This window comes from Streptomyces sp. NPDC001985 (genome assembly GCF_040296845.1).
Lineage (GTDB): Bacteria > Actinomycetota > Actinomycetes > Streptomycetales > Streptomycetaceae > Streptomyces.
Window position 1 is genome coordinate 12914 of the sequence record NZ_JBEOYB010000010.1, and the last position, 22982, is coordinate 35895.

Consider the following 22982-nt stretch of genomic DNA (forward strand, 5'->3'; position numbering starts at 1 on the left):
GGCTGGGAATGCTCGGGCCACCCGTCACCCGAGGTCCGTCCTCAAACGCCGGACAGGCTGGGATTTCTCAGCCCCGCCGGCGATTGAGGCGCGGGGGCTAGGGGCCGGCCCCCGACCGTGGCCCGCACCGTGCGGGGTCCTGTGGCACAGGGTCCGTCCTCAAACGCCGGACGGGCTGGGATTGCTCGGGCCACCCGTGACGAGAGGTCCGTCCTCAAACGCCGGACGGGCTGGGAATGCTCGGGCCACCCGTGACGAGAGGTCCGTCCTCAAACGCCGGACGGGCTGGGATTTCTCAGCCCCGCCGGCGATTGAGGCGCGGGGGCTCGGGGCCGGCCCCCGACACGGGCCCGCGCCGTGCGGGTGCCGGTCGCGCGGGGAGCCCCCGGGGAGGGGCTGGGGAGTTTCTTTCGGATCGGGCCGGATCGGTGAGCGGGGTCCGGTGCCGTGGATCGCGAGGCGGGGAGCGAGCCCACGCGGAGCACCGGCGACCGACGACAACGCGGCGAGGCGCGGTGCCGGGGCTCGCGAGCCCGGCACGATCCGAAAGAGACGACCTAGGGGCGGAGGCGCGTGATTGCCTCGGCCACCGGGAGTTCCTCGCGCTCGCCCGTGCGGCGGTCCTTCAGCTCGACGACCCCCTCCGCCGAGCGGCGCCCCGCCACCAGGATCTTGGGCACGCCGATCAGCTCCGCGTCGGTGAACTTCACCCCCGGCGACACCCCCGCCCGCTCATCCACCAGCACCCGCAGCCCCGCCGCCGCCAACTGCTCCGCCACATCGAGCGCCAGCTCGGTCTGCGCGGCCTTCCCGGCGGCCACCACGTGCACATCCGCCGGAGCGATCTCCGCCGGCCAGCACAGCCCCTGCCCGTCCGCCGTCTGCTCCGCCAGCGCGGCGACCGCGCGCGAGACACCGACGCCGTACGAGCCCATCGTGACCCGGACCGGCTTCCCCTGCTGCCCCAGCACATCGAGCTGGAAGGCGTCCGCGTACTTGCGGCCGAGCTGGAAGATATGGCCGATTTCAATCGCCCGGTCGAGCTTCAGCCCCGTGCCGCACTTCGGGCAGGGGTCGCCGTCCTGGACGACCACGACGTCGAGGTACTCGTCGACGGTGAAGTCCCGCCCCACGACGACGTTCTTCGCGTGGACGCCGTCCTTGTTGGCCCCGGTGATCCACGCGGTGCCCTCGGCCACCCTCGGGTCGGCGAGGCAGCGGACCTTCTCCAGGCCCTGCGGACCCACATACCCGCGCACCAGGTCGGGGCGGCCGGTGAAGTCGTCGGCGGTCACCAGCTCGACCTGCGCGGGCGCGAGGTGCTCGGAGAGCTTGCCGAGGTCCACCTCGCGGTCTCCGGGCACGCCGACCGCGACGATCTCGCCGTCCACCTTGACCAGGAGGTTCTTCAGGGTCGCGGAGGCGGGGACGCCCAGGTGCGCGGCGAGGGTCTCGATGGTCGGGGTGTCCGGGGTGTCCAGCTCCTCCACCGGCGGGTGCTCGACGGCGGCGGGGGGCCGCGCGGCGTAGGTCACGGCCTCGGTGTTGGCCGCGTAGTCGCAGGAGGGGCAGTACACGAACGTGTCCTCGCCCGCCGCGGCCGGGGCCAGGAACTCCTCCGACGCCGAGCCGCCCATCGCGCCCGAGACCGCCGACACGATCCGGTGCTCCAGGCCGAGCCGCTGGAAGATGTTGATGTACGCCTGGCGGTGCCGGGCGTACGACTCGGCGAGCCCTTCGTCCGTGGTGTCGAAGGAGTACGAGTCCTTCATCAGGAACTCGCGGCTGCGCAGGATGCCCGAGCGCGGGCGGGCCTCGTCGCGGTACTTCGTCTGGATCTGGTAGAGCGTGACCGGCAGGTCCTTGTAGGAGGTGCACTGGTCCTTCACCAGAAGGGTGAAGATCTCCTCGTGGGTGGGGCCGAGGAGGTAGTCCGCGCCCTTGCGGTCCTTGAGCCGGAACAGCTCCGCGCCGTACTCGGCCCAGCGCCCGCTCTCCTCGTACGGCTCCCTCGGCAGGAGCGCGGGCAGCAGGACCTCCTGCCCGCCGATCGCGTCCATCTCCTCGCGCACCACGCGGGTGACGTTCTCCAGGACCTGCTTGCCGAGCGGCAGCCAGGACCAGATCCCGGCGGCGTTGCGGCGTACGTACCCGGCCCGGACCAGCAGCTTGTGGCTGAGTGTCTCCGCGTCGGCAGGGTCGTCGCGCAGTGTCTTGACCATCAGACGGGACATGCGCTGGACCTGGGCTGCCATGGGGAACTCTCCTGCGTCAAGAAAGGGTGGTGTCGAGAGGTTAGCCGGGTGGCGGGTGAGGGCGGAAATCAGTTGTCGCGCCGCAGGGGCAGCGGGGCGCCCATCACGGCGTACGGACTCGGCGCGCTGGGGAACAGAACATGGCGGGCGAGGTCCTCGTACCCGAGGGCGCGGTAGAGGCCCCGGGCCGGGGACTCGATGTCGATCGCGGAGAGGATCGAGCGGGGCTGGTCCGCGCCGTCGGTGAGGGTGGTGATCAGTTCGCGGCCGATCCCGCGCGCCTGGAAGGCGGGGTGCACATGGAGTTCGGTGATCACGAAGGAGCCGTCCAGCCACCCCTCGCTGCCGGTGCGGCGCAGATACGGCTCCACGACGGTGGACCACCAGTGCCTGCGGTCGTTGGGCATGCCGTAGACGAAGCCGACGAGGCGCCCCGTCCCGGTGAGCGCGCCGAGGGCGCGGGCACCCGGCTGGAGGAGGTGGCGGTGGACGATGTGCCGGCGGACCTCGATCTCGTCCTCGGCGAGCCCGAAGGCGAGCGCCTGCACCGCGAGGGCTTCGTCGATCCGGGTGGTGAGGTCGATGGGTTCGACCACGACGTCGGGGAGGGCTGCCATGCGCGAAACCCTACTGGGGGTCAGAACAGGACGCTCATGAACGCCCCGGTCTCCTCGAAGCCCACGCGCCGGTAGGCCGCTCTCGCGGGGGTGTTGTAGTCGTTGACGTACAGGCTGACGACCGGGGCGACATCGGCGATGGCGTACCGCAGGACGGCGGCCATACCGGTCTCCGAGAGGCCCCTGCCCCGGAACTCGGGGTCCACCCAGACACCCTGGATCTGGCAGGCCTGGGTGGTGGCGGCGCCGATCTCGGCCTTGAAGATCACCCGGCCGTCCTCGATCCGGGCGAAGGAGCGGCCCGCGCCGACGAGTTCGGCGACCCGCGCCTGGTAGAGCAGCCCGCCGTCGCCCGCCATCGGGGAGACCCCGACCTCCTCGGTGAACATGGCGATGCACGCGGGCATGATCACGTCCATCTCGTCCTTGCGGATGCGGCGGACCAGGGGATCGGGCCGGACGGTGTCGGGCAGCCGGTCGGTGACCATCAGGGGCTGGCGGGGGCGCACGTCCCGGGCGGGGCCCCAGCTCGGTTCGAGGAGGCGCCACAGCTGGGCGGTGGGCTCGGCGGGGCCGACGATGGACGAGCAGCGGCGGCCCGCGCGGCGGGCGCGGTCGGCGAAGGCGCGGACGGCCTCGGGGCCGGCGCAGATGGGGACGAGATTGGCGCCCGAGTAGCACAGGGAGCGGAGTCTGCCGTCGGCGTACCAGCCCCACATCTCACCGCCGAGGCGCCAGGGGTCGAGCCCCGCGACCTGGACGCGTGAGGTGACGAAGGCGTTGGCGACGGGTTCGCTCTCCAGGACGGCGAGCGCCGCGCCGAGGTCGCCGGGTTCGAGGACCCGGGTGGTGGTCTGCGTCAACACTGGGGGGCCTCACCTGCCGTCTGCCGATCTCCGCACTGTACCTGCCGGGTGGGCCGGGTGCCGAGCGCAGGGAGGGCCCCGCTCGCGCGGAGCGCGGGCGGGGCCGAAAACATGCCGGGGTCAGCTGATGGAGACCTGGGGTTCGCCGGAGGCGATACCGTCCTTCTCCATCTGCTCGGCGATCTTCAGCGCCTCCTCGATCAGCGTCTCCACGATCTTCGACTCCGGGACCGTCTTGATGACCTCGCCCTTGACGAAGATCTGCCCCTTGCCGTTCCCCGACGCCACCCCGAGGTCCGCCTCACGCGCCTCACCCGGCCCGTTCACCACACACCCCATCACCGCCACCCGCAGCGGCACCTCCATACCCTCCAGCCCCGCCGACACCTCGTCCGCCAGCTTGTACACATCCACCTGCGCCCGCCCGCACGACGGACACGACACGATCTCCAGCCGCCGCTGCCGCAGATTCAGCGACTCCAGAATCTGGATACCCACCTTGACCTCCTCCGCCGGAGGAGCCGACAGCGACACCCGGATCGTGTCCCCGATCCCCTCGCTCAGCAGCGCGCCGAACGCCACCGCCGACTTGATCGTCCCCTGGAACGCCGGACCCGCCTCCGTCACCCCCAGATGCAGCGGATAATCACACGCCGCCGCCAGCTTCCGGTACGCGTTCACCATCACGACCGGATCATTGTGCTTCACCGAGATCTTGATGTCCCCGAACCCGTGCTCCTCGAACAGCGACGCCTCCCACAGCGCCGACTCCACCAGCGCGTCCGGCGTCGCCTTCCCGTACTTCGCCAGCAGACGCGCGTCCAGCGACCCCGCGTTCACCCCGATCCGGATCGGCGTCCCGCTCTGCGACGCCGCCCGCGCGATCTCCCGCACCTTGTCGTCGAACTGCTTGATGTTCCCCGGATTCACCCGCACCGCCGCACACCCCGCGTCGATCGCCGCGAACACGTACTTCGGCTGGAAGTGAATATCCGCGATCACCGGGATCTGCGACTTCCGCGCGATCGTCGCCAGCGCGTCCGCGTCGTCCTGCGTCGGACACGCCACCCGCACGATCTGACAGCCCGACGCCGTCAACTCCGCGATCTGCTGCAACGTCGCACCGATGTCCGACGTCCGCGTCGTCGTCATCGACTGCACGGATACGGGAGCGTCGCCACCGACGGCGACCGAGCCGACCTGGATCTGCCGGCTGACGCGCCGGTCGGCGAGCTTGGTCGGAACGGAAGGCATACCGAGAGAAATCGCGGTCATCTGCTGTGCAACCCCAAGGTGTGGATCGAGGTCCCGAAATCGGCGGGCTCCAGCAGTCGAGATTACGGCACCTCGGTCGCGCCGAGCACATCGCGCGCGGGGAGAGGCGCACGGACCCGCCGGAATGGTGAGCGGCCGGGCACTGAGTGCACCCGGCCGCTCATCTGTTCGGTTCCGGTCAGCTGATCTTGACGGGGTTGACGATGTCGGCGACCAGCACCAGCAGGGTGAAGCAGATGAAGATCCCGGCGACCACATAGGCGACCGGCATCAGCTTGGCCACGTCGAAGGGGCCGGGATCGGGCCGCCGGAAGAGCCGGGCGACCTTGCGGCGGAGCGACTCCCAGAGCGCTCCCGCGATATGCCCGCCGTCCAGCGGGAGCAGCGGGAGCATATTGAAGAGGAAGAGGGAGAGATTGAAGCCGGCGAGCAGCAGCATGAAGGTGGCGACGATGTTCTGGGTGGGCACATCGAGATTCATCACCTCGCCGCTGATGCGGGCGGCGCCGAGGACCCCGACCGGTGAGTCGTCCTTGCGCTCGCCGTCGCCGAAGGCCGCGTCCCAGAGGTCGGGGACCTTGGCGGGGAGGGCGATGATCGACTCCACACCGTTCTCGATCATGCCGCCCATGCGGTCGACCGAGTCGGGGAAGGAGAGCGGGATGATCTCCGTCTTGGCGACGAAGCCGAGGTAGCCGGCGTCGACATAGTCCTCGGGGACGACCTCGCCGTCGGCGTCCTTCCTGACCACCTCGTTCTCGATCAGCTCGGCGTGCAGGACCCGCTGCGCGCCGTCCCGCTCGACGGTGATGGTGGCGGGGCCGATGGTGTCGCGGATGCGCTCCGAGAGCTGGGGCCAGGCGGTCACCTTCTCGCCGTTGAAGGCGACGATCTCGTCTCCGGCCTTCAGCCCGGCGAGCTGGGCGGGCGAGACCGGGTCGCCCGGGGCGCACTTGTCGCGCTTCTCGCTCTGCTCGATCACGCATTTGGGGACGCCGGCGACCTCGGTGGTCTGGGTGGCGAATCCGAAGCTCATCGCGACACCGATGAAGATCACCACGGCGAGGATCAGATTCATGAAAGGCCCGGCGAACATCACGATGACGCGCTTCCACGGCTTGCGCGTGTAGAAGAGCCGCTTCTCGTCGCCCGGCTGAAGTTCCTCGTACGCGGCGGTGCGCGCGTCCTCGATCATTCCGCGCCAGGGGGAGGTGGAGCGGGCCTCCAGCCGTCCGTCCGCGCCGGGCGGGAACATTCCGATCATGCGAATGTAGCCGCCCATGGGGATGGCCTTGATCCCGTACTCCGTCTCGCCGCGGTGGCGGGACCAGAGGGTGGGGCCGAAGCCGACCATGTACTGCGGGACCCGGATACCGAAGAGCTTGGCCGTGGAGAGATGGCCGAGTTCGTGAAAGGCGATCGAGAACAACAGGCCCACGGCGAACAGCGCTATGCCGAGGACCGTCAACAGCAACGTCATGCGCGAGCCTCCGCTGTGGCTTTCCCTGCCAGTTCCCGGGCCCTGGTCCGGGCCCAGCTCTCCGCTTCCAGAACGTCGCCGACCGTCAGCGTGGTTCCCCCGGACGGCGCTCCGTGTTCGGCGACGACTTCGGTGACCGTATCCATGATTCCGTTGAACGGCAGCCGTCCGGCGAGGAACGCGTCCACGCACTCCTCATTGGCGGCATTGAACACCGCCGGGGCCGTCCCGCCCAGCTCCCCCACACGGCGGGCGAGTCCCACGGACGGAAACGCCTCGGTGTCCAGCGGGAAGAACTCCCAGGACGAGGCGCGGGTCCAGTCGAAGGCGGGCGCGGCGTCGGGCACCCGTTCGGGCCAGCCGATGCCGACGGCGATGGAACCGGTCATATCGGGCGGGGTGGCCTGGGCGATGGTCGAGCCGTCGATGAACTCCACCATGGAGTGAACATACGACTGCGGGTGGACGACGACCTCGATCCGGTCGAAGGGCACGTCGTAGAGGAGATGCGCCTCGATGACCTCCAGGCCCTTGTTGACCAGGGTGGCGCTGTTGACCGTGATCACCGGGCCCATGGCCCAGGTGGGGTGGTCGAGGGCCTCCTTGGGGGTGACGTCCGCGAGCTGCGCCCGGGTGCGGCCCCGGAAGGGCCCGCCGGACGCGGTGACGACGAGCTTGCGGACATCGGCCCGGGTGCCGGAGGCCAGCGACTGGAAGATCGCGGTGTGCTCGGAGTCCACGGGGATGATCTGGCCGGGCCGGGCGATGGCCTTCACCAGCGGCCCGCCGACGATGAGCGACTCCTTGTTGGCGAGGGCCAGGGTGCGGCCCGCCGTGAGGGCGGCGAGGGTCGGGGCGAGTCCGATGGAGCCGGTGATGCCGTTGAGCACGGTGTGGCACGCGGAGGCGGCCAGCTCGGCGGCGGCTCCGGGTCCGGCGAGGATCTCGGGCAGGGGCTCGCCGCCGTAGTTCGCCTCCAGCGCCTCGCGCAGCGCGGGCACGGCCTCCTCGCGGGCCACGGCGACCGTCGCGACCCGCAGCCGCCTGGCCTGCTCGGCCAGGAGACCCACCCGGCCGCCGGCCGCCGACAGGGCGGTGACGCGGAACCGGTCGGGGTTGCGGAGAACGAGGTCGATCGCCTGGGTTCCGATGGACCCGGTGGAGCCGAGGACGACGATGTCCCGGCGCCCTTCGGTCGGGTCGAAGGCGATATGCGGGTCGGCGAGGGGGGATGGGCTGTCGCTCATCCCCCCATTGTGGCCGTAAACCCGGCGCGGAAGGACAGCGGTGCCCGGGTCGGCTGACATCGGGACACCGGACGCCGCCGGTATCCGGGATTCCGGATTCGGCCGGCGCGGTACCGGCCGGGCGGGGCGGTCCGGGCGGGGCGGTCCGGGCGCGCCCGTGACCCGGGCCCCGCGCCCGTGACCCGGGCCCCGCGCCCGTGACCCGGGCCCCGCGCCTGTGACCCGCCCGTGCGCGGGACCCGCCCACGCACGGGGTCCGGCTCACGGACGGCGCGCCGCCTCAGCGGATCGGGCGGTGGACGTTCTCCCGGCCGGAGGGGCCGGGAGTGGCGTCCCCGATCCAGGGGCCCTCGCCGCTGGGGTCGACGATCCCCTCCTCCAGCCAGGCGTACCGCCCGGAGAGCACCCCGTCCACCACCCTGCCGTCGATGTCGTCGGTGTTGTTCCACAGCCGGCCGAACAGCTCCTCGACCCTGATCCGGGCCTGCCGGCAGAAGACGTCCGCCAGTTGATAGGCCTCACGGCCGTGCCCCTCGCCGGTGCGCAGCAGCTCCGCGCGGACACAGGCGGCGCTCATCGCGAACAGCTCCGCGCCGATGTCCACGATCCGCCCGAGGAACCCCTGCTTGGTCTCCATCCGCCCCTGCCAGCGGGACATGGCGTAGAAGGTGGACCGGGCGAGCTTGCGGGCCGAGCGCTCGACATAGCGCAGATGCCCGGCGAGATCCGGGTGGCCGGCCGGATGGAACTCGCCGTACGAGCCCGGCAGTCCGCCCGGGCCCGCGACCAGCCTCGGGAGCCAGCGGGCGTAGAACGCGGTGGCCTGCGCCCCCGCCCGCGCCTTGTCGCCGAGGGACTTCTCCGGGTCGATGAGGTCACCGGCGACCTTGAGGTGGGCGTCGACGGCCTCGCGGGCGATCAGCAGATGCATGATCTCGGTGGAGCCCTCGAAGATCCGGTTGATGCGCAGATCGCGCAGCATCTGCTCGGCCGGTACGGCGCGCTCGCCGCGCGCGGCCAGCGAGTCGGCGGTCTCGAAGCCGCGTCCGCCGCGGATCTGCACCAGCTCGTCCGCCATCAGCCAGGCCATCTCGGAGCCGTAGAGCTTGGCGAGCGCCGCCTCGATCCGGATGTCGTTGCGGTCCTCGTCGGCCATCTGGGAGGAGAGGTCGAGCACGGCCTCCAGGGCGAAGGTGGTCGCCGCGATGAAGGAGATCTTCGCTCCGACGGCCTCGTGCCGGGCGACCGGTTTGCCCCACTGCTCCCGTTCCGCCGACCACTCACGGGCGATCTTCAGACACCATTTGCCCGCGCCGACACACATGGCGGGGAGGGAGAGCCGCCCGGTGTTGAGGGTGGTCAGGGCGATCTTGAGCCCCGCGCCCTCCGCTCCGATCCGGTTGGCGGCCGGGACCCGGACCCCGTGGAAGCGGGTGACGCCGTTCTCCAGTCCGCGCAGGCCCATGAAGGTGTTGCGGTGCTCGACGGTGATGCCCTCGCTCCCGGCCTCGACCACGAAGGCGGTGATGCCGCCCCGGTGGCCCTCCGACGCCGGGACCCGGGCCATGACCACCAGGAGGTCGGCGACGACACCGTTGGTCGTCCACAGCTTGACGCCGTCCAGGACGTAGTCGTCGCCGTCGGGCACGGCCGTGGTGGCCAGGCGCGCGGGGTCCGAGCCGACATCGGGCTCGGTGAGGAGGAAGGCCGAGATGTCGGTACGGGCCAGCCGGGGCAGAAAGGTGTCCTTCTGCTCCTCGGTGCCGAAGGTCTTGAGCGGCTGCGGTACGCCGATGGACTGGTGGGCGGAGAGCAGGGCGCCGATCGCGGGGCTGGCGGTGCCGGCCAGGGCGAGCGCCCTGTTGTAGTACACCTGGGTGAGGCCCAGGCCGCCGTACTTGATGTCGATCTTCATCCCGAGCGCGCCGATCTCCCTGAGACCGTTGATCACCTCGTCGGGGATGCGGTCCTCGCGCTCGATGCGGGCGCCGTCGACGCGGGTCTCGCAGAATTCGCGGAGCCTGGCGAGGAACTCCTCGCCGCGCTGGGTGTCCTCGGCCGCGGGCAGCGGGTGCGGATGGATCAGATCGAGCCGGAAGCGGCCCAGGAAGAGTTCCTTGGCGAAGCTGGGCCTGCGCCAGTCCTGCTCGCGCGCGGCCTCGGCGACCTGCCGTGCCTCCTGCTCGGTGACCTTGGGGGGACGGTCCTTCTCCAGTGGTGCGGTCATGAGGTCCACCTCGCCGCGAGTCGGGAATCGGGAGTGGGGAGCCGGTCTCCTACCGACTGGTGCTACCCGTCCGTAGTACCCGATTCCGCGGGCTCCCACCAGTCTGCCGGGGGCAGTCGGGCGAGCGCCCGCCGCACCCGGAGCGGACCGGGCCCGGAACGGACCGCGGCCGGAGCCCCCGCACAGTGGGCTCCGGCCGCGGTCCGCACGCCGTTCCGGGTCCGGTGTGGTCCGGCCCGGCTCGGTCCGGTCCGGCTCGGTCCGGCCCGGCTCGTTCCCGTCCGTTCCCGTCCGTACGGCCCGACAGCCGCGCGGCCGTCCTACAGCGCGAGTCCGGTGAGGACCAGCACGCGCTCATAGGTGTAGTCGTCCATCGCGTAGGCGACGCCCTCCCGGCCGACGCCGGACTGCTTGGCCCCGCCGTACGGCATCTGGTCGGCCCGGTAGGACGGCACATCGCCGATGATCACGCCGCCGACCTCCAGCGCCCGGTGGGCCCGGAAGGCGGTCCGCAGGTCGTGGGTGAAGACACCCGCCTGGAGGCCGTACTTGGAGTCGTTGACGGCGGCGAACGCCTCGGCCTCGCCGTCCACCCGGGTGACCGTGAGGACCGGGCCGAAGATCTCCTCGCAGGCGACATCGGTGCCGGCCGGGACCTCGGTGAGGACGGTGGGCGCGTAGCTGGAGCCGGTACGGACGCCTCCGGTGAGCAGCTTCGCGCCGGCGGTGACCGCCTCGTCCACCCAGGACTCGACGCGCCGCGCCGCGTCCTCGCTGACCAGCGGGCCGACATCGGTGGCGTCGTCGGAGGGGTCGCCGGTGACCTGGGCCTCCACGGCGGCGACGATCCTCGGCAGCAGCCGGTCGTACACGGAGGTGTCGGCGATCACCCGCTGGACGGAGATGCAGGACTGGCCGCCCTGATAGTTGGAGAAGGTGGCGATCCGGCTCGCCGCCCAGTCCAGGTCCTGCTCGGACGCCCAGTCGGACAGGACGACGGCGGCGCCGTTGCCGCCCAGCTCCAGGGTGCAGTGCTTGCGGGGGACCGAGTCCATGATCGCGTAACCGACCGGGCCGGAGCCGGTGAAGGAGATCACCGGGAGGCGCTCGTCCTGGACCAGGGCGGGCATCCGGTCGTTGGGGACCGTCAGCACGGACCAGGAGCCGGCCGGCAGATCGGTCTCGGCGAGCAGCTCGCCCAGGACCAGCGAGGAGAGCGGGGTGGCCGGGGCGGGCTTGAGGATGATGGGCGCGCCGACGGCGATGGCCGGGGCCACCTTGTGGGCGCTGAGGTTGAGCGGGAAGTTGAACGGCGCGATGCCGAGGACCACGCCCTTGGGGATGCGCCGGGTCAGGGCGAGCCGCCCGGTGCCGCCGGCGTCGGTGTCCAGGCGCTGGGCCTCGCCCCCGTTGAAGCGGCGGGCCTCCTCGGCGGCGAAGCGGAAGACCGAGACGGCGCGGCCGACCTCGCCGCGCGCCCACTTGACGGGCTTGCCGTTCTCGGCGGAGATCAGCCGGGCGATCTCCTCGGTGCGCTCCAGGAGGCGCCGGGAGACATGGTCGAGGGCCGCGGCGCGGACATGGGCCGGGGTGGCGGCGAACTCCTCGCGCACGGCGTGCGCGGCGGCGACGGCCTCCTCGACCTGGTCCTCGGTCGGGATGGAGACCGTGCCGACGAGACGTCCGTCCCACGAGTTGGTGACATCGAAGGAGGTCTCGCCGGTGGCCTGGCGGCCGGCGAGCCAGAAGGCGTGGGTGGAGGTCATGTCCCGGCCCTTCCGAGATAGGGGGTGCGTCCGACCACGGTAGGACCGCCGGGGCACTTCGAGGCTTGTCCGGGGTGGAGTGGTGGGGGTCGCTTCTCCGACGCATTGGCGCGTCCGTCGGGGGACGGCGGGGGCGGTCGGGGCGCGGGGCGGTCCAGGCGCGGGCGGCCGGGGCGCGGGCGCGAGGTGGACGCGGGCGGTCGGGGCGCGGGGCGGTCCAGGCGCGGGCGGCCGGGGCACGGGCGCGAGGTGGACGCGGGCGGTCGGGGCGCGGGGCGGTCCGGGGCGGGCCACCCCGGCCACCCCCGACCGAACCGTTCAGAGGGACGGGTCGGCCTCCGTGGTCGACTTCAGGGCGAGCCACAGCTCCATCCGGACATCCGGATCGTCCAGCGACCGGCCGAGGATCTCCTCGACCCGCCGCATGCGGTAGCGCAGGGTGTGGCGGTGGACCCCGAGGTCCGCGGCGGCGGCGTCCCACTGCCCGTGCCGGGAGAGCCAGGCCCGCAGCGAGGCCACCAGATCGCCGCGGCCCTTCGCGTCGTGCTCGTGGAGCGCGCGCAGCATGCCGTCCGCGAAGGCCCGGACGGCGTCGTCGGCGAGAAGGGGAAGGAGGGAGCCCGCGGCCAGCTCCTCCTGCTCGACCAGGGCACGGCCGCGCCGGCGGGCGACCGAGAGGGCCTGCTCGGACTGTTTGTACGCGGCGGCCACCGCGACCGGTCCGGCGGGTGCGGAGAGCCCGATGACGAGTCCGGCCTCCTCGGCCTCCCCCGCCCCGTACGCGGCGGTGCAGGCGGCCAGCACGGCGCCCGCGTCGGCGGCGAGCACCACCAGGCGCTCCCCGTTGTCCGGGACGAGGAGCACGGCCTCCCCGGCACGGGCGGCGGCCGACTCCAGCAGCTCCGCGAGAGCCGCGACGGAGGACCCGGCCTGCTGTGCGGCCGCCTCGCCCGCCGGTTCCGCGATCAGCAGCCGGAAGGGGTTGTCCAGCAGGGTGCCGTAGAGGTCCCCGGCGGCGGCGCGGGCGTGGTCCGGGCGGCCCGAGAGCAGCATCCGCAGCACCGCGGCGCCGAGCCGCGCCTCCGCCTCCTGGAGGGAGCGCGAGCGGGCGGTGGAGAGGGTGAGCAGGGCGACGGCGGAGTGCACCGCGTACCGCTCGGCGGTGCCCAGGGCCGCGCCCGTGCCCACGGCGAGCGCGCCGCGCACCCGGCGTCCGCTGCCCAGGGACTGGAGCTCCACCCGGTCCTCCCCGGTGCCGGCGACCACGGCGCTCGCGGGGGCCGGGCGCTCCCGCAGCCGCTCCACGTCGGCGGTGAGCCGGGCGGCCCGGCGCCCGGCCCACTCCGGGGACGCGGCGACGACCGCGCCCGAGGCGTCGTACAGCGCCGCCCAGCCGTCGACGGTGGCGGCCAGCCGGCCGACGACCCCGGCCGGGCCGTCGGCGAGCGCCGCCCGGGTCAGCTCGCGCTGTGCCTCGAATCCGGCCGTCACCGACCGGTAGGTCTCCGCGGCGAGCGCCGCCGACACGGCTTTGCTGATGGCGAGGAAAGGGGTCCGGCGCGGCACGGCGAGCAGGGGGAAGTCCGCCTCGCGGGCGGCGTCGAGAAGAGCCGGCGGAATGTCCTCGTAGTACACACCGATCCCGAAGCCGAGCCCGACGACACCCGCGCCGGCCAGTCTGCGCACATAGCGGCGCATGGCCTCGGGGTCCTCGGCGTCCAGCGTCGACGCGGTGACGAGGAGGAGTTCGCCGCCCTCCATGTACGGGACCGGGTCGGCCAGCTCGCTGACGTGCGCCCAGCGCACAGGGGTCTCCAGCCGCCCTTCCCCGGCGCGCACGGTGAGCTTGAGCGCCGAGTGCTGGACGAGGGAGGCGAGCGTGAGCGGCATGGGACCCTTCAGAGAGCGTCGGGACCGCGCGCGGGCGAGATCCGGGACCGCGCCGTCCCGTATGAACGGCGTGCCCCGATTCTGCCAGCTCGTAGCAGGCAGTCCGGGGCATACCCGGCGCAATCCCGTCGGCGGGCCCTGATGCCGGGCCCCCGGGTCCCAGCCCCCGGGCCCCGGGTCCTCAGGTCCTCAGGTCCACGAGCAGGGGCGGCGCGTGCTCGCCCCGTACGGAGGTCAGCGAGAGCACCGCGTGCCCGGCGGGCACCAGGTGGGCGAGGTCGGAGGCGGACCAGCGGGCACGCTCGACGTCCCGGACGGTGACCGCCTCGGCGGTGACGGCCTTCCCGGTGGCCAGGCGGCGCATCAGGTGCATGGCCTTGGTGAGCGGCTCGTCGGAGATGATCTGCCGGTTGGTGACATCGCGGGTCTGCACCCACTCGGTGCCCCAGGTCTCGGCGAACCGGTTGCCGTCCCAGGGCGCGAGCCCGGCGAAGGCCATCCGGCACCCGACGGCGCCGAGCAGCGGCCCGCGCAGCGGCTCGGGCACGTCCTCCAGGGTGCGCAGAGCGAGAAGGACTCCCGCGTTGACGGAGCGCAGCCGCTGCACGGCGCGCACGGCGTCGGCGGTGACGGTGGAGGTGGCGTCGTCCAGGACGAGCGCGGCGAACAGGGAGCGGTCGCGGCGGCCGAGGGCGGCCTCGGTGAACTGGGCGAGGATCAGCCGGGCGAGAATCCGGGACGCCTCGGCGTGGCCGCGCTCGGGCAGGTCGATCCGGACCCTGAGCGGGTGCTCGATGGCGCGCAGGGAGAAGGGGCGGCCGGCGCCGTCGGCGCGGAAGAAGCGGGCGAAGGCGGGCCGGTCGAGGAAGGCGATCCGCTCGGCGAGGAGGACGCCGATGTCGTCGGAGCGGGCGGACTGGCGCTCCCTGGCGTCCAGCTCGCGCAGTTGCGCGGCGTCCTCGGGGGCGCCCCGGGCCAGGAGCGCGGCCCGCAGCGCGGCGAGGGCGGCGGGCGCGCCGCCGAGGAGTTCACGCAGCTCCGGTACGCCGGGGAAGTGGCCGTGCACACCGCGGTACGGCCCGATCAGCTGGGCCAGCGCGGTGGCGGCGCGCCGGCTGTCGGCGAGATCGCCGACGAGTGCCTCGGCGACGATCCGGGCCGCCTCGTCGGGGTCGTCGGCGCCGCCGTACAGGTCCAGGTCGTGGGTGGAGTCGGCCCGCCCGACGGAAATCACCAGGTCGAACGCCTCATCCGGCGCGATCCCGGCCCCCTGCGCCCCCACCGCGACCACGGCGGCCCGGTTGGCCAGCGCCAGCAGGCACAACGACTCGACCACCGGCCGCACGAGCCGCACACTCTTCCCCGACCCGGACGGCCCGACGGCGAGCAGCGAGGTCCCGAGCAGGGAGGGGTCGAGGGCGACGCCGGTGGTGCGGCGGGCGTAAGGGTTGCGCGGGTCGTCGGCGGCGGTGCCGATCCTGACCTGCCCGGTCACCAGGTCGTGGCTGGCGAGCCGGACGGGCAGATCGCGCAGGCCCGACGGGTGGGCGCAGGCGGCCGGGCCGTGTCTGCGGACCGTGTCGGTGAAACCGGCGAGCAGGTCGGGCCGGGCCTGGACGGTCTGCCAGGCGCGCCGAATCCTGGCGTAGTCCACATCACCGAGCGCGCCGGTGCGGGTGGCCCCGGCCAGGGCGTGCGCGGCGTCCGCGAGCCCGGCGGCGTGCAGCTCGGGCCACTCGGCGGGGTCGGCTCCCGGGGGTGGGGGCGGCGGTGCGACCGGCCGTCCCTCGCGGCGGACGTAGCGGCGCCAGATCTCGGGCACCTGGCCGAGCCGGGCGAAGAACACCAGCATCCCGCCGCCGACAAGGGCGAAGTAGGTGTAGCTGGCCGCGGCGAAGAGGGGTGGGTTGTCGGCCTGCCACTCCTCCGGGGTCAGCACGAGGAGGGGCCAGACCCAGTAGTGGCCGAGGTAGCCGTTGTACAGAAGGGACCAGAGGAGCCAGCCGGCGAGCAGGGAGATGATCGCGCCCGCGAAGAGCCGGCCCGCGGGCACGAGATCGGGCTCCTCCTCGGGGCGGGGGCGATGGCCGAACCGCCAGATGCCGGGGGCGGCGGCCGGGCGGGGGGTGCGCAGCCAGTCGAGCACGGCGGGGCGGGTGAGGGGCGCGTGGCCCGGTACGGCGGGAATCGCGGGCCGGCCCGGCGGGCCGGCGGGCCGGGGCACGGAGGCGGAGCCGGTCGTGCGGGTGGGCGCGTGCGGGGGGAGGGCGGGGGGCGGGGGCGTCGGGCCGGGCGGGCCCGCGGGGTTCGCCGGCCATCCGGCAGGGGGCGGTGGCCCGGGACGGGACCGTGAGCCGCCTGCGTCGAATGTGTCTTCGGAATCCATCTACCACTGCCCCCTGACCAGCCAGGCCCGCTCTGTGCACCGTCAATCTAGTGCCCCGGTGGGGGTAGTTCACCGATTCACCGGTCCGGAGCCCTTCCGGTGCCCGCGCGGCGCGGCACCACGCACCTCCGGGGCGAGTATCCGGCCCCCGAACCCCCGCCTATGTCCGGCACGGACAACCCCCCACCCCCAACACTCCCGAACGGCGCATGCCCACCCCCCTCCCCCACCCCTAGCCTGCGCAGGGAGAACACACAGTCCCACCCCACCGGGCCGAAGAGCCCAGCCCGACCGACCGGCCCGATCAGCCCGACCGACCGGCCCGGCCCGATCACCCGGTCACGCCGACCCGATCACCCCGGTCACCCCGGTCACCCGATCCCCCCGCAACACTCCAGTCCGAACAGCCCAGCCCGAGCACCCCAGGAGCCCCTCATGACCGCGATCCCGCAGGAGCGCCGCGTCGTCACCGCCATTCCCGGACCGAAGTCGATCGAGCTCCAGGCCCGCCGGGCCGCGGTGGTCGCCGCCGGTGTGGGGTCCGTGCTGCCCGTGTTCACCGCTCGGGCCGGTGGCGGGATCATCGAGGACGTCGACGGCAACCGGCTCATCGACTTCGGCTCCGGCATCGCCGTGACCAGTGTCGGGGCGAGCGCCGAGGCCGTGGTGCGGCGGGCGTCCGCGCAGCTCGCGGACTTCACGCACACCTGCTTCATGGTGACGCCGTACGAAGGGTACGTCGAGGTCGCCGAGGCGCTCGCCGAGCTCACCCCCGGCGACCACGCGAAGAAGTCGGCGCTGTTCAACTCGGGCGCCGAGGCGGTCGAGAACGCCGTGAAGATCGCTCGCGCGCACACCAGGCGCCAGGCGGTCGTCGTCTTCGACCACGGCTACCACGGCCGGACCAACCTCACGATGGCGCTGACGGCGAAGAACATGCCGTACAAGCAGGGCTTCGGGCCGTTCGCGCCCGAGGTCTACCGGGTGCCGGTGGCGTACGGCTACCGCTGGCCGACCGGGGCGGAGAATGCCGGGGCCGAGGCGTCGGCGCAGGCCATCGATCAGATCAGCAAGCAGATCGGCGCGGAGAACGTCGCCGCGATCATCATCGAGCCGGTGCTCGGCGAGGGCGGCTTCATCGAGCCCGCGAAGGGCTTCCTCCCGGCCATCGCGCGGTTCGCCGAGGAGAACGGGATCGTCTTCGTCGCCGACGAGATCCAGTCCGGTTTCTGCCGGACCGGCCAGTGGTTCGCCTGTGAGGACGAGGGCGTGGTGCCGGATCTGATCACCACCGCGAAGGGCATCGCGGGCGGTCTGCCGCTCGCCGCCGTCACCGGCCGCGCCGAGATCATGGACGCGGCGCACGCCGGCGGCCTGGGCGGTACGTACGGCGGCAACCCGGTGGCGTGCGCGGGGGCGCTCGGGGCGATCGAGACCATGAGGGAGCTGGACCTCAACGCGCGCGCGAAGCGTATCGAGGAGGTCATGAAGGCGCGGCTCACCGCGATGCAGGAGAAGTTCGGCATCATCGGCGACATCCGGGGCCGGGGCGCGATGATCGCGATCGAGCTGGTGAAGGACCGGGGGACCAAGGAGCCGGACGCGGCGTCGGCCGCGGCGCTCGCCAAGGCGTGCCACGCCGCCGGGCTGCTGGTCCTGACCTGCGGCACCTACGGCAATGTGCTGCGCTTCCTGCCGCCGCTGGTGATCGGCGAGGAGCTGCTGAACGAGGGCCTGGACATCCTGGAGGAGGCGTTCGCGGCTCTCTGACCGGTGCCGGGGCCGGCGGCCGTGGAGCGCTCCGGGCGGGGCCGTACCCCCGTTCGGATGGCGTTCGGGTGATCCGGACAAGGCGGTCGCCGACCAGGCGGAACGGTCGCGACCTGTGAAGAGAGTGTGGGGGGCCGATGGCGGGATGGAGATCCGGCTGTCGGTCCCCCCTCTCCCTGCCGTACGGTTTCTGCAGATGAGAGAAACACCTCGCTCGCAGGGGACTGCGAGCGGAGCCGGACCAGGGCTTCCCCAGCGCTGTGCCGGTCGTGCCTTCGCGCACACCACCGGAGCTTCGGGCTCCGGAACTCCTCACCGATCGGATGGCCGCACGCCCCAAACCCCCCGGGGCGCGCGGCGGCCCGGTCAGGCCGGCTGCCTCGGAACCACCCCCCCTGTTCCGAGGCGGCCGGCCTTTTGGCGTCTTCTGCCGCCGGCGCTGTGCGCGCTGCTCTTCGCGCTGATCACCTGGCAGGTCGCGGCGGGCGGACCGCTGCGCTCCCTCGACGAGCGGATCGAGCACGCGATCGCCGGGCGCGGCCCCCGGCCGCTGACGGAGCTGCTCGCCGACCTCGGCGGCCTGGCGGTGGCGCTGCCGGTGCTGGCCGCGTCTCTGGCGTACACCCTGGTGCGGGACGGCGGCACCCGGAGGTACGACGCGCTGCGCGTCGTACTCGCGATGGCCGCCGTGCCCGCGCTGGTCGTCCCGCTGAAGGCGCTGATCGACCGGCCGGGCCCGCTGACCGAGGCCACCGGCTACTACCCCTCGGGGCACACGGCGACGGCGATGGTGGCCTACGGCGGCGCCGCGCTGCTGCTCGCCCCGTACCGGGGGTTCCGATGGACGGTGCCCGCCGCCGGGGTGCTGACCCTGGCGACGGGCACCGGTCTGGTGCTGCGCGGCTACCACTGGCCGCTGGATGTGCTCGGCAGCCTGTGCCTCGGCGGCGTACTGCTGTCCCTGTGCCGCCGCCGGGGCGGGAGCCGGCCCGTTGGGAGCCGGCCCGCTGGGAGCCGGCCCGCTGGGAGCCGGCCCGCTGGGGGTCAGCTCCAGGTGTAGGCGTCGAAATTGCGCGAGAACTGCCACTGGTTGTAGCGGTCCCAGTTGATCGACCAGGTCATCAGGCCGCGCAGGGCGGGCCAGGTGCCGTGGGTCTGGTAGGAGCCGCAGTTGGTCTTCTTGGTGAGGCAGTCGAGCGCCTTGTTCACCTCGGCGGGCGCGGTGTGGCCGCCCGCCGCCTGGGTGGAGGCCGGGAGTCCGATCGCGACCTGCTCGGGGCGGAGCGGCGGGAAGACCCGGGACTGGTTGCCCGCGACGGGGAAGCCGGTGAGCATCATGTCGGCCATCGCGATGTGGAAGTCCGCGGAGCCCATGGTGTGGTACTGGTTGTCCAGACCCATGATCGGGCCCGAGTTGTAGTGCTGGACGTGGAGCAGGCTGAGGTCGTCCCGCAGGGCGTGGATGACCGGGAGATACGATCCGGCGCGCGGGTCCTGGCCGCCCCAGGGGCCGGAGCCGTAGAACTGGTAGCCCAGCTGGACGAAGAAGGTCTCCGGCGCCATGGTCAGGATGAAGTCCTTGCCGTACTTCGCCTTGAGGGTCTTGACCGCGGAGATCAGATTGACGATGACCGGGGTGGTCGGCGAGCGGAAGTCGGTGTCCCCGTTGTTGAGGGAGAGGGAGTGGCCCTCGAAGTCGATGTCCAGCCCGTTGAGCCCGTACTCGTCGATGATCTTCGAGACGGAGGAGACGAAGAGGTCACGGGCGGCGGTGGTGGCGAGCTGGACCTGGCCGTTCTGGCCTCCGATCGAGATCAGCACCTTCTTGCCCGCCGCCTGTTTGGCCTTGAGGGCGGCCTTGAAGTCGGCGGTGGACTCGACGTTCGGGCACTCGGTCACCGGGCAGAGGCCGAAGCGGATATCGCCCGAGGTGACGGAGGTGGGTTCGCCGAAGGCCAGGTTGATGACGTCCCAGGAGTCGGGGACGTCGGCCATCCGGGTGTAGCCGGAGCCGTTGGCGAAGCTGGTGTGCAGATAGCCGACGAGGGCGTGCGGCGGAAGTCCGCCGCCCGGGTCGCCTCCGCTGGTGGTGGTGGCGCTCACCGCCGCCGACTTGGGCGACTCCCCGGCGCTGTTGGCCGCGGTGACCTGGAAGGTGTACGAGGTCAGGGGGGTCAGCCCGGTGACGGTGGCCGAGGTGCCGCTGACCGAGGCGACCTTGTTGGCGCCCTGGTAGACGTGGTAGCCGGTGGCCCCGGACGAGGCGTTCCAGTTCAGCGGTACGGAGGTGGAACCGGGCGATCCGGCGGCGAGGCCGGTCGGCGCGGCGGGAATCTGGACGGGGTCGCCACCGGGGCCGAAGACGGAGATGTCGTCGGCGTGGTAGGCGGAGGTGCCGTACCAGCCGTGGGTGTAGACGGTCACCGAGGTGGTGGAGGCGCCGGTACGGAAGGTGGTGGAGAGCTTCTGCCAGGAGGGCGCCGAGGGGGTCCAGGCGTAGACATCGGTGGTCCCGGTGCCGGAGGCCCCGAGGTAGGCGTAGCCGCCCTGGACCCAGCCGCTCAGGGTGTACTGGGAGTTGGGCCGGACGGTGACGGTCTGGCCGCACTTGGCGTTGTCGCCGCCGGACGGGGTGGCCTTGAGCGCCGAGGTGCCGCCGTGGACCGGGGTGGTGACGGCGGCTCCGCTCCCCGCCGAGCAGGTCCAGCCGGTGAGGCCCGCCTCGAAGCCTCCGTTGGTGGCGAGTTCGCTGTCGGCGGCCCGGGCGGTGGTCGCGGTGGCGACGAGCCCGCCGATGGCGAGGAGTCCGGCCGAGAGGGCGGCGACCCATCGGGTGCGGAGCCGGGCGCGGGCGCCGGGCCGGCGGGGGGCGCGGCCCGGTGTGCTGTCTCTGGCCCGGCCGCGGCCTCGTTCTCTGGTGCGTTCCACAACTGCCTCCGTACATGGGGGGATGGAAGTGGGAGCGCGCATAATTTGGTCCAGACCAATGGGCTTGTCAAGGGTTGCGGCAGAGCCCGCACCCGGCTCCGGGTCCTCCGGACTCCGGCGGGAGCCGCTGCGGGGGCAGCGGCTCCCGCCGGAGTCCGGTCCTTCACCCGTCCTCGCCGCGCGCCAGGATCGCCGTCGCCTCGTGCATCGCCGCCTCCAGCAGCGCCGGTTCGGTGAGGGTCCCGGAGCCGTCCGGCGCGATCAGCCAGCGGACCCCGCCGCCGGCCGGCCGGCCGGGGTACGGGACGACGATCCAGGTGCCGTCGCCCGCGCCGCGGACCCCGGTGGCGATCCAGCGCCCGGCCGTGCCCGGCGGCACGAGGAAGGCGACACGGGTGTCGCCGGAGTCCGCGAGCACCGGCCCCGGCCGGCCGGTCAGCCGGTTCAGTACATCGAGCGTGGGGTGGCCCAGCCGTGCGGGCAGGATCAGTACGTCCCAGCGCCGGCCGGCGGGCAGCAGTGCGATCCCGTACGGATTGCGCTCCCACTCCCACCGGCAGGCGTCCGGGTCCGGTGCCACCGACACCAGCCACTCCACCGCTGTTTTGGCCCCCGAGCCAGTCATCGCCCGGCCTCCGTCCTTCGTTTCCATCCGGTTTGTCCAGGGGCGCCGGATGCGCCCCCGCACAGGGAGACAGAGGTGGGCACGGGGTATGACGCGGGTTTCGCTACTCCTTGGTAGTGAACTGGGTCACGACATGATCACGGCGGCCCGGGGCCCGGAGCGGACCCCGGGGGCAGGGCCCGCTCCGGGGCCGGGCGCGGGGGCTCAGCTGTCGAAGCCCAGACCCATCCGGTCCATCGTCCGCAGCCACGCGTTGCGGTGGCCACCCCGCTCGTCCGCCCTGGCCAGCGACCACTTGGTGAGCCCGATCCCGGCCCAGGCGACCGGCTCGGGCGGGAAGGGCAGCGGCTTGGTGCGCACCATCTCCAGCGCGGTGCGCTCGGTGCGCTCCCCCGCGAGCAGATCGAGCATGACCTCCGCGCCGAACCGGGTGGCGCCGACACCCAGCCCCGTATAGCCCGCGGCGTAGGCGACCCGGCCGCCGTGCGCCGTGCCGAAGAACGCCGAGAAGCGGGAGCAGGTGTCGATGGCACCGCCCCAGGCATGGCTGAAACGCACCCCTTCCAGCTGGGGGAAGCAGCGGAAGAAGTGCTGGGCGAGCCGGAGGTAGGTCTCGGGGCGGTGGTCCAGCTCCGCGCTGAGCCGGCCCCCGTAGGGGTAGATCGCGTCATAGCCGCCCCACAGGACGCGGTTGTCGGCGGTCAGCCGGAAGTAGTGGAACCGGTTGGCGGCGTCGCCGAGCCCCTGCCGGCCGCTCCAGCCGATGGAGGCGAGCTGGGCGGCGGTCAGCGGCTCGGTCGTCAGGGCGTAGTCGTAGACCGGGACGGTGTACGGGCGCACCCGTCTGACCAGCGAGGGAAAGACATTGGTGCCCAGCGCGACCCGGCGGGCGAAGACCCGGCCCCAGGGGGTGCGGACGGCCATCCGGGCCCCGGCCGACGCCAGCTCCAGGGCCGGGGTGTTCTCATGGACGCGCACGCCGAGACGGAGCGCGGCGCGCTTGAGCCCCCAGGTCAGCCGGGCCGGGTTGAGCAGCGCGGTGCCGCGCGGGTCCCAGAGGCCGCCGAGGAAGGTCGGGGAGTCCACCTCGGCGCGCACGGCGTCCCGGTCGAGGAGCCGGAGCCCGGCGAAGCCCGCCGCCCCGGCCTGTCGGCGCAGTTCGGCCAGTTCCGTCATGTGGTGCGGCTCGGTGGCGACGTCGATGCCGCCGGTGCGCTCGAAGTCGCACTCCAGGCCGTGGGTGGTGACGGCGGCCTCGATGGCGTCGAGGTTCTCCTCGCCGAGCCGCTCCAGGGTGGCGATCTCCCCGGGCCAGCGGGCGAGGCCGTTGCCCAGGCCGTGGGTGAGCGAGGCGGCGCAGAAGCCGCCGTTGCGGCCCGAAGCGGCCCAGCCGGTCTCCCGGCCCTCGATGAGGACGACCTCGCGGTCCGGGTCCCGCTCCTTGGCGAGCAGCGCGGTCCACAGCCCGCTGTAGCCGCCGCCGATCACCAGCAGGTCGCACTCCTCGTCGGCGGTGAGCGCGGGCTCGGCTGCGGGCTTCGCGGGGTCGTCCAGCCAGAAGCACAGGGGCTGGACATCGGACAGGGACGGGGCAAAGGACATGGCGGCTCGGGCCATGGTTTCCACTCCTCGGCGTACTGGGATGTGCCG

Annotated in this window: 15 protein-coding genes; 2 read left to right on the forward strand and 13 right to left on the reverse strand. The window is 72.8% G+C overall.

The features are described 5' to 3' along the window. Positions 1 to 557 precede the first annotated feature (557 nt). From ABT122_RS06475 to ABT122_RS06520, 10 genes are all read right to left on the reverse strand, one after another. Positions 558 to 2255: a proline--tRNA ligase gene (locus ABT122_RS06475; protein ID WP_351546284.1), complete on the reverse strand. Its 1698-nt coding sequence runs from the start codon at positions 2253 to 2255 to the stop codon at positions 558 to 560. Between the two features lie 68 nt (positions 2256 to 2323). After that, entirely contained in the window at positions 2324 to 2872 is a 549-nt protein-coding gene (locus ABT122_RS06480) for a GNAT family N-acetyltransferase (RefSeq protein WP_351546287.1), read from the reverse strand. Between the two features lie 20 nt (positions 2873 to 2892). After that, a complete protein-coding gene (locus ABT122_RS06485) occupies positions 2893 to 3738 on the reverse strand; it encodes a GNAT family N-acetyltransferase (protein WP_351546290.1) in 846 nt (281 codons plus the stop codon). 120 nt (positions 3739 to 3858) lie between these two features. Continuing rightward, positions 3859 to 5013 (reverse strand): flavodoxin-dependent (E)-4-hydroxy-3-methylbut-2-enyl-diphosphate synthase, encoded by a 1155-nt coding sequence (ispG, locus tag ABT122_RS06490; RefSeq protein WP_351546293.1) that lies wholly within the window; start codon positions 5011 to 5013, stop codon positions 3859 to 3861. Positions 5014 to 5191: 178 nt separating this feature from the next. Next, on the reverse strand, positions 5192 to 6493 hold the full coding sequence (locus tag ABT122_RS06495) for a M50 family metallopeptidase (protein WP_351546295.1): 1302 nt from the start codon (positions 6491 to 6493) through the stop codon (positions 5192 to 5194). After that, positions 6490 to 7740: a 1-deoxy-D-xylulose-5-phosphate reductoisomerase gene (gene dxr / locus ABT122_RS06500; protein WP_351546296.1), complete on the reverse strand. Its 1251-nt coding sequence runs from the start codon at positions 7738 to 7740 to the stop codon at positions 6490 to 6492. The genes ABT122_RS06495 and dxr overlap by 4 nt, the downstream gene beginning before the upstream one ends. Before the next feature lie 280 nt (positions 7741 to 8020). Next, entirely contained in the window at positions 8021 to 9967 is a 1947-nt protein-coding gene (locus tag ABT122_RS06505) for an acyl-CoA dehydrogenase family protein (RefSeq protein WP_351546299.1), read from the reverse strand. A gap of 320 nt (positions 9968 to 10287) precedes the next feature. After that, entirely contained in the window at positions 10288 to 11733 is a 1446-nt protein-coding gene (locus ABT122_RS06510; RefSeq protein ID WP_351546301.1) for an aldehyde dehydrogenase family protein, read from the reverse strand. Positions 11734 to 12051: 318 nt separating this feature from the next. Then, positions 12052 to 13623, reverse strand: coding sequence for a PucR family transcriptional regulator (locus ABT122_RS06515; RefSeq protein ID WP_351546304.1), 1572 nt, complete (start codon positions 13621 to 13623; stop codon positions 12052 to 12054). Between the two features lie 181 nt (positions 13624 to 13804). Then, positions 13805 to 16009, reverse strand: a complete 2205-nt coding sequence (locus tag ABT122_RS06520; RefSeq protein WP_351546306.1) for an ATP-binding protein — start codon at positions 16007 to 16009, stop codon at positions 13805 to 13807. 435 nt (positions 16010 to 16444) lie between these two features. Here ABT122_RS06520 and gabT point away from each other — a divergent pair, with 435 nt between their 5' ends. Together gabT and ABT122_RS06530 are read left to right on the forward strand one after the other, a co-directional pair. Next, complete coding sequence (gene gabT / locus ABT122_RS06525; protein WP_351546309.1) at positions 16445 to 17779, forward strand: 4-aminobutyrate--2-oxoglutarate transaminase; 1335 nt, start codon at positions 16445 to 16447, stop codon at positions 17777 to 17779. Between the two features lie 196 nt (positions 17780 to 17975). Further along, complete coding sequence (locus ABT122_RS06530) at positions 17976 to 18839, forward strand: phosphatase PAP2 family protein (RefSeq protein ID WP_351546312.1); 864 nt, start codon at positions 17976 to 17978, stop codon at positions 18837 to 18839. Here the strand turns inward: ABT122_RS06530 and ABT122_RS06535 are convergent. From ABT122_RS06535 to ABT122_RS06545, 3 genes are all read right to left on the reverse strand, one after another. Beyond that, positions 18824 to 20575, reverse strand: coding sequence for a chitinase (locus ABT122_RS06535; protein WP_351546532.1), 1752 nt, complete (start codon positions 20573 to 20575; stop codon positions 18824 to 18826). The genes ABT122_RS06530 and ABT122_RS06535 overlap by 16 nt on opposite strands. Before the next feature lie 295 nt (positions 20576 to 20870). Next, on the reverse strand, positions 20871 to 21332 hold the full coding sequence (locus ABT122_RS06540; RefSeq protein ID WP_351546314.1) for a hypothetical protein: 462 nt from the start codon (positions 21330 to 21332) through the stop codon (positions 20871 to 20873). A gap of 204 nt (positions 21333 to 21536) precedes the next feature. Continuing rightward, the gene (locus tag ABT122_RS06545; RefSeq protein ID WP_351546317.1) at positions 21537 to 22949 is read right to left on the reverse strand and encodes an NAD(P)/FAD-dependent oxidoreductase; all 1413 of its coding nucleotides are present in this window, start codon (positions 22947 to 22949) and stop codon (positions 21537 to 21539) included. Positions 22950 to 22982 lie beyond the last annotated feature (33 nt).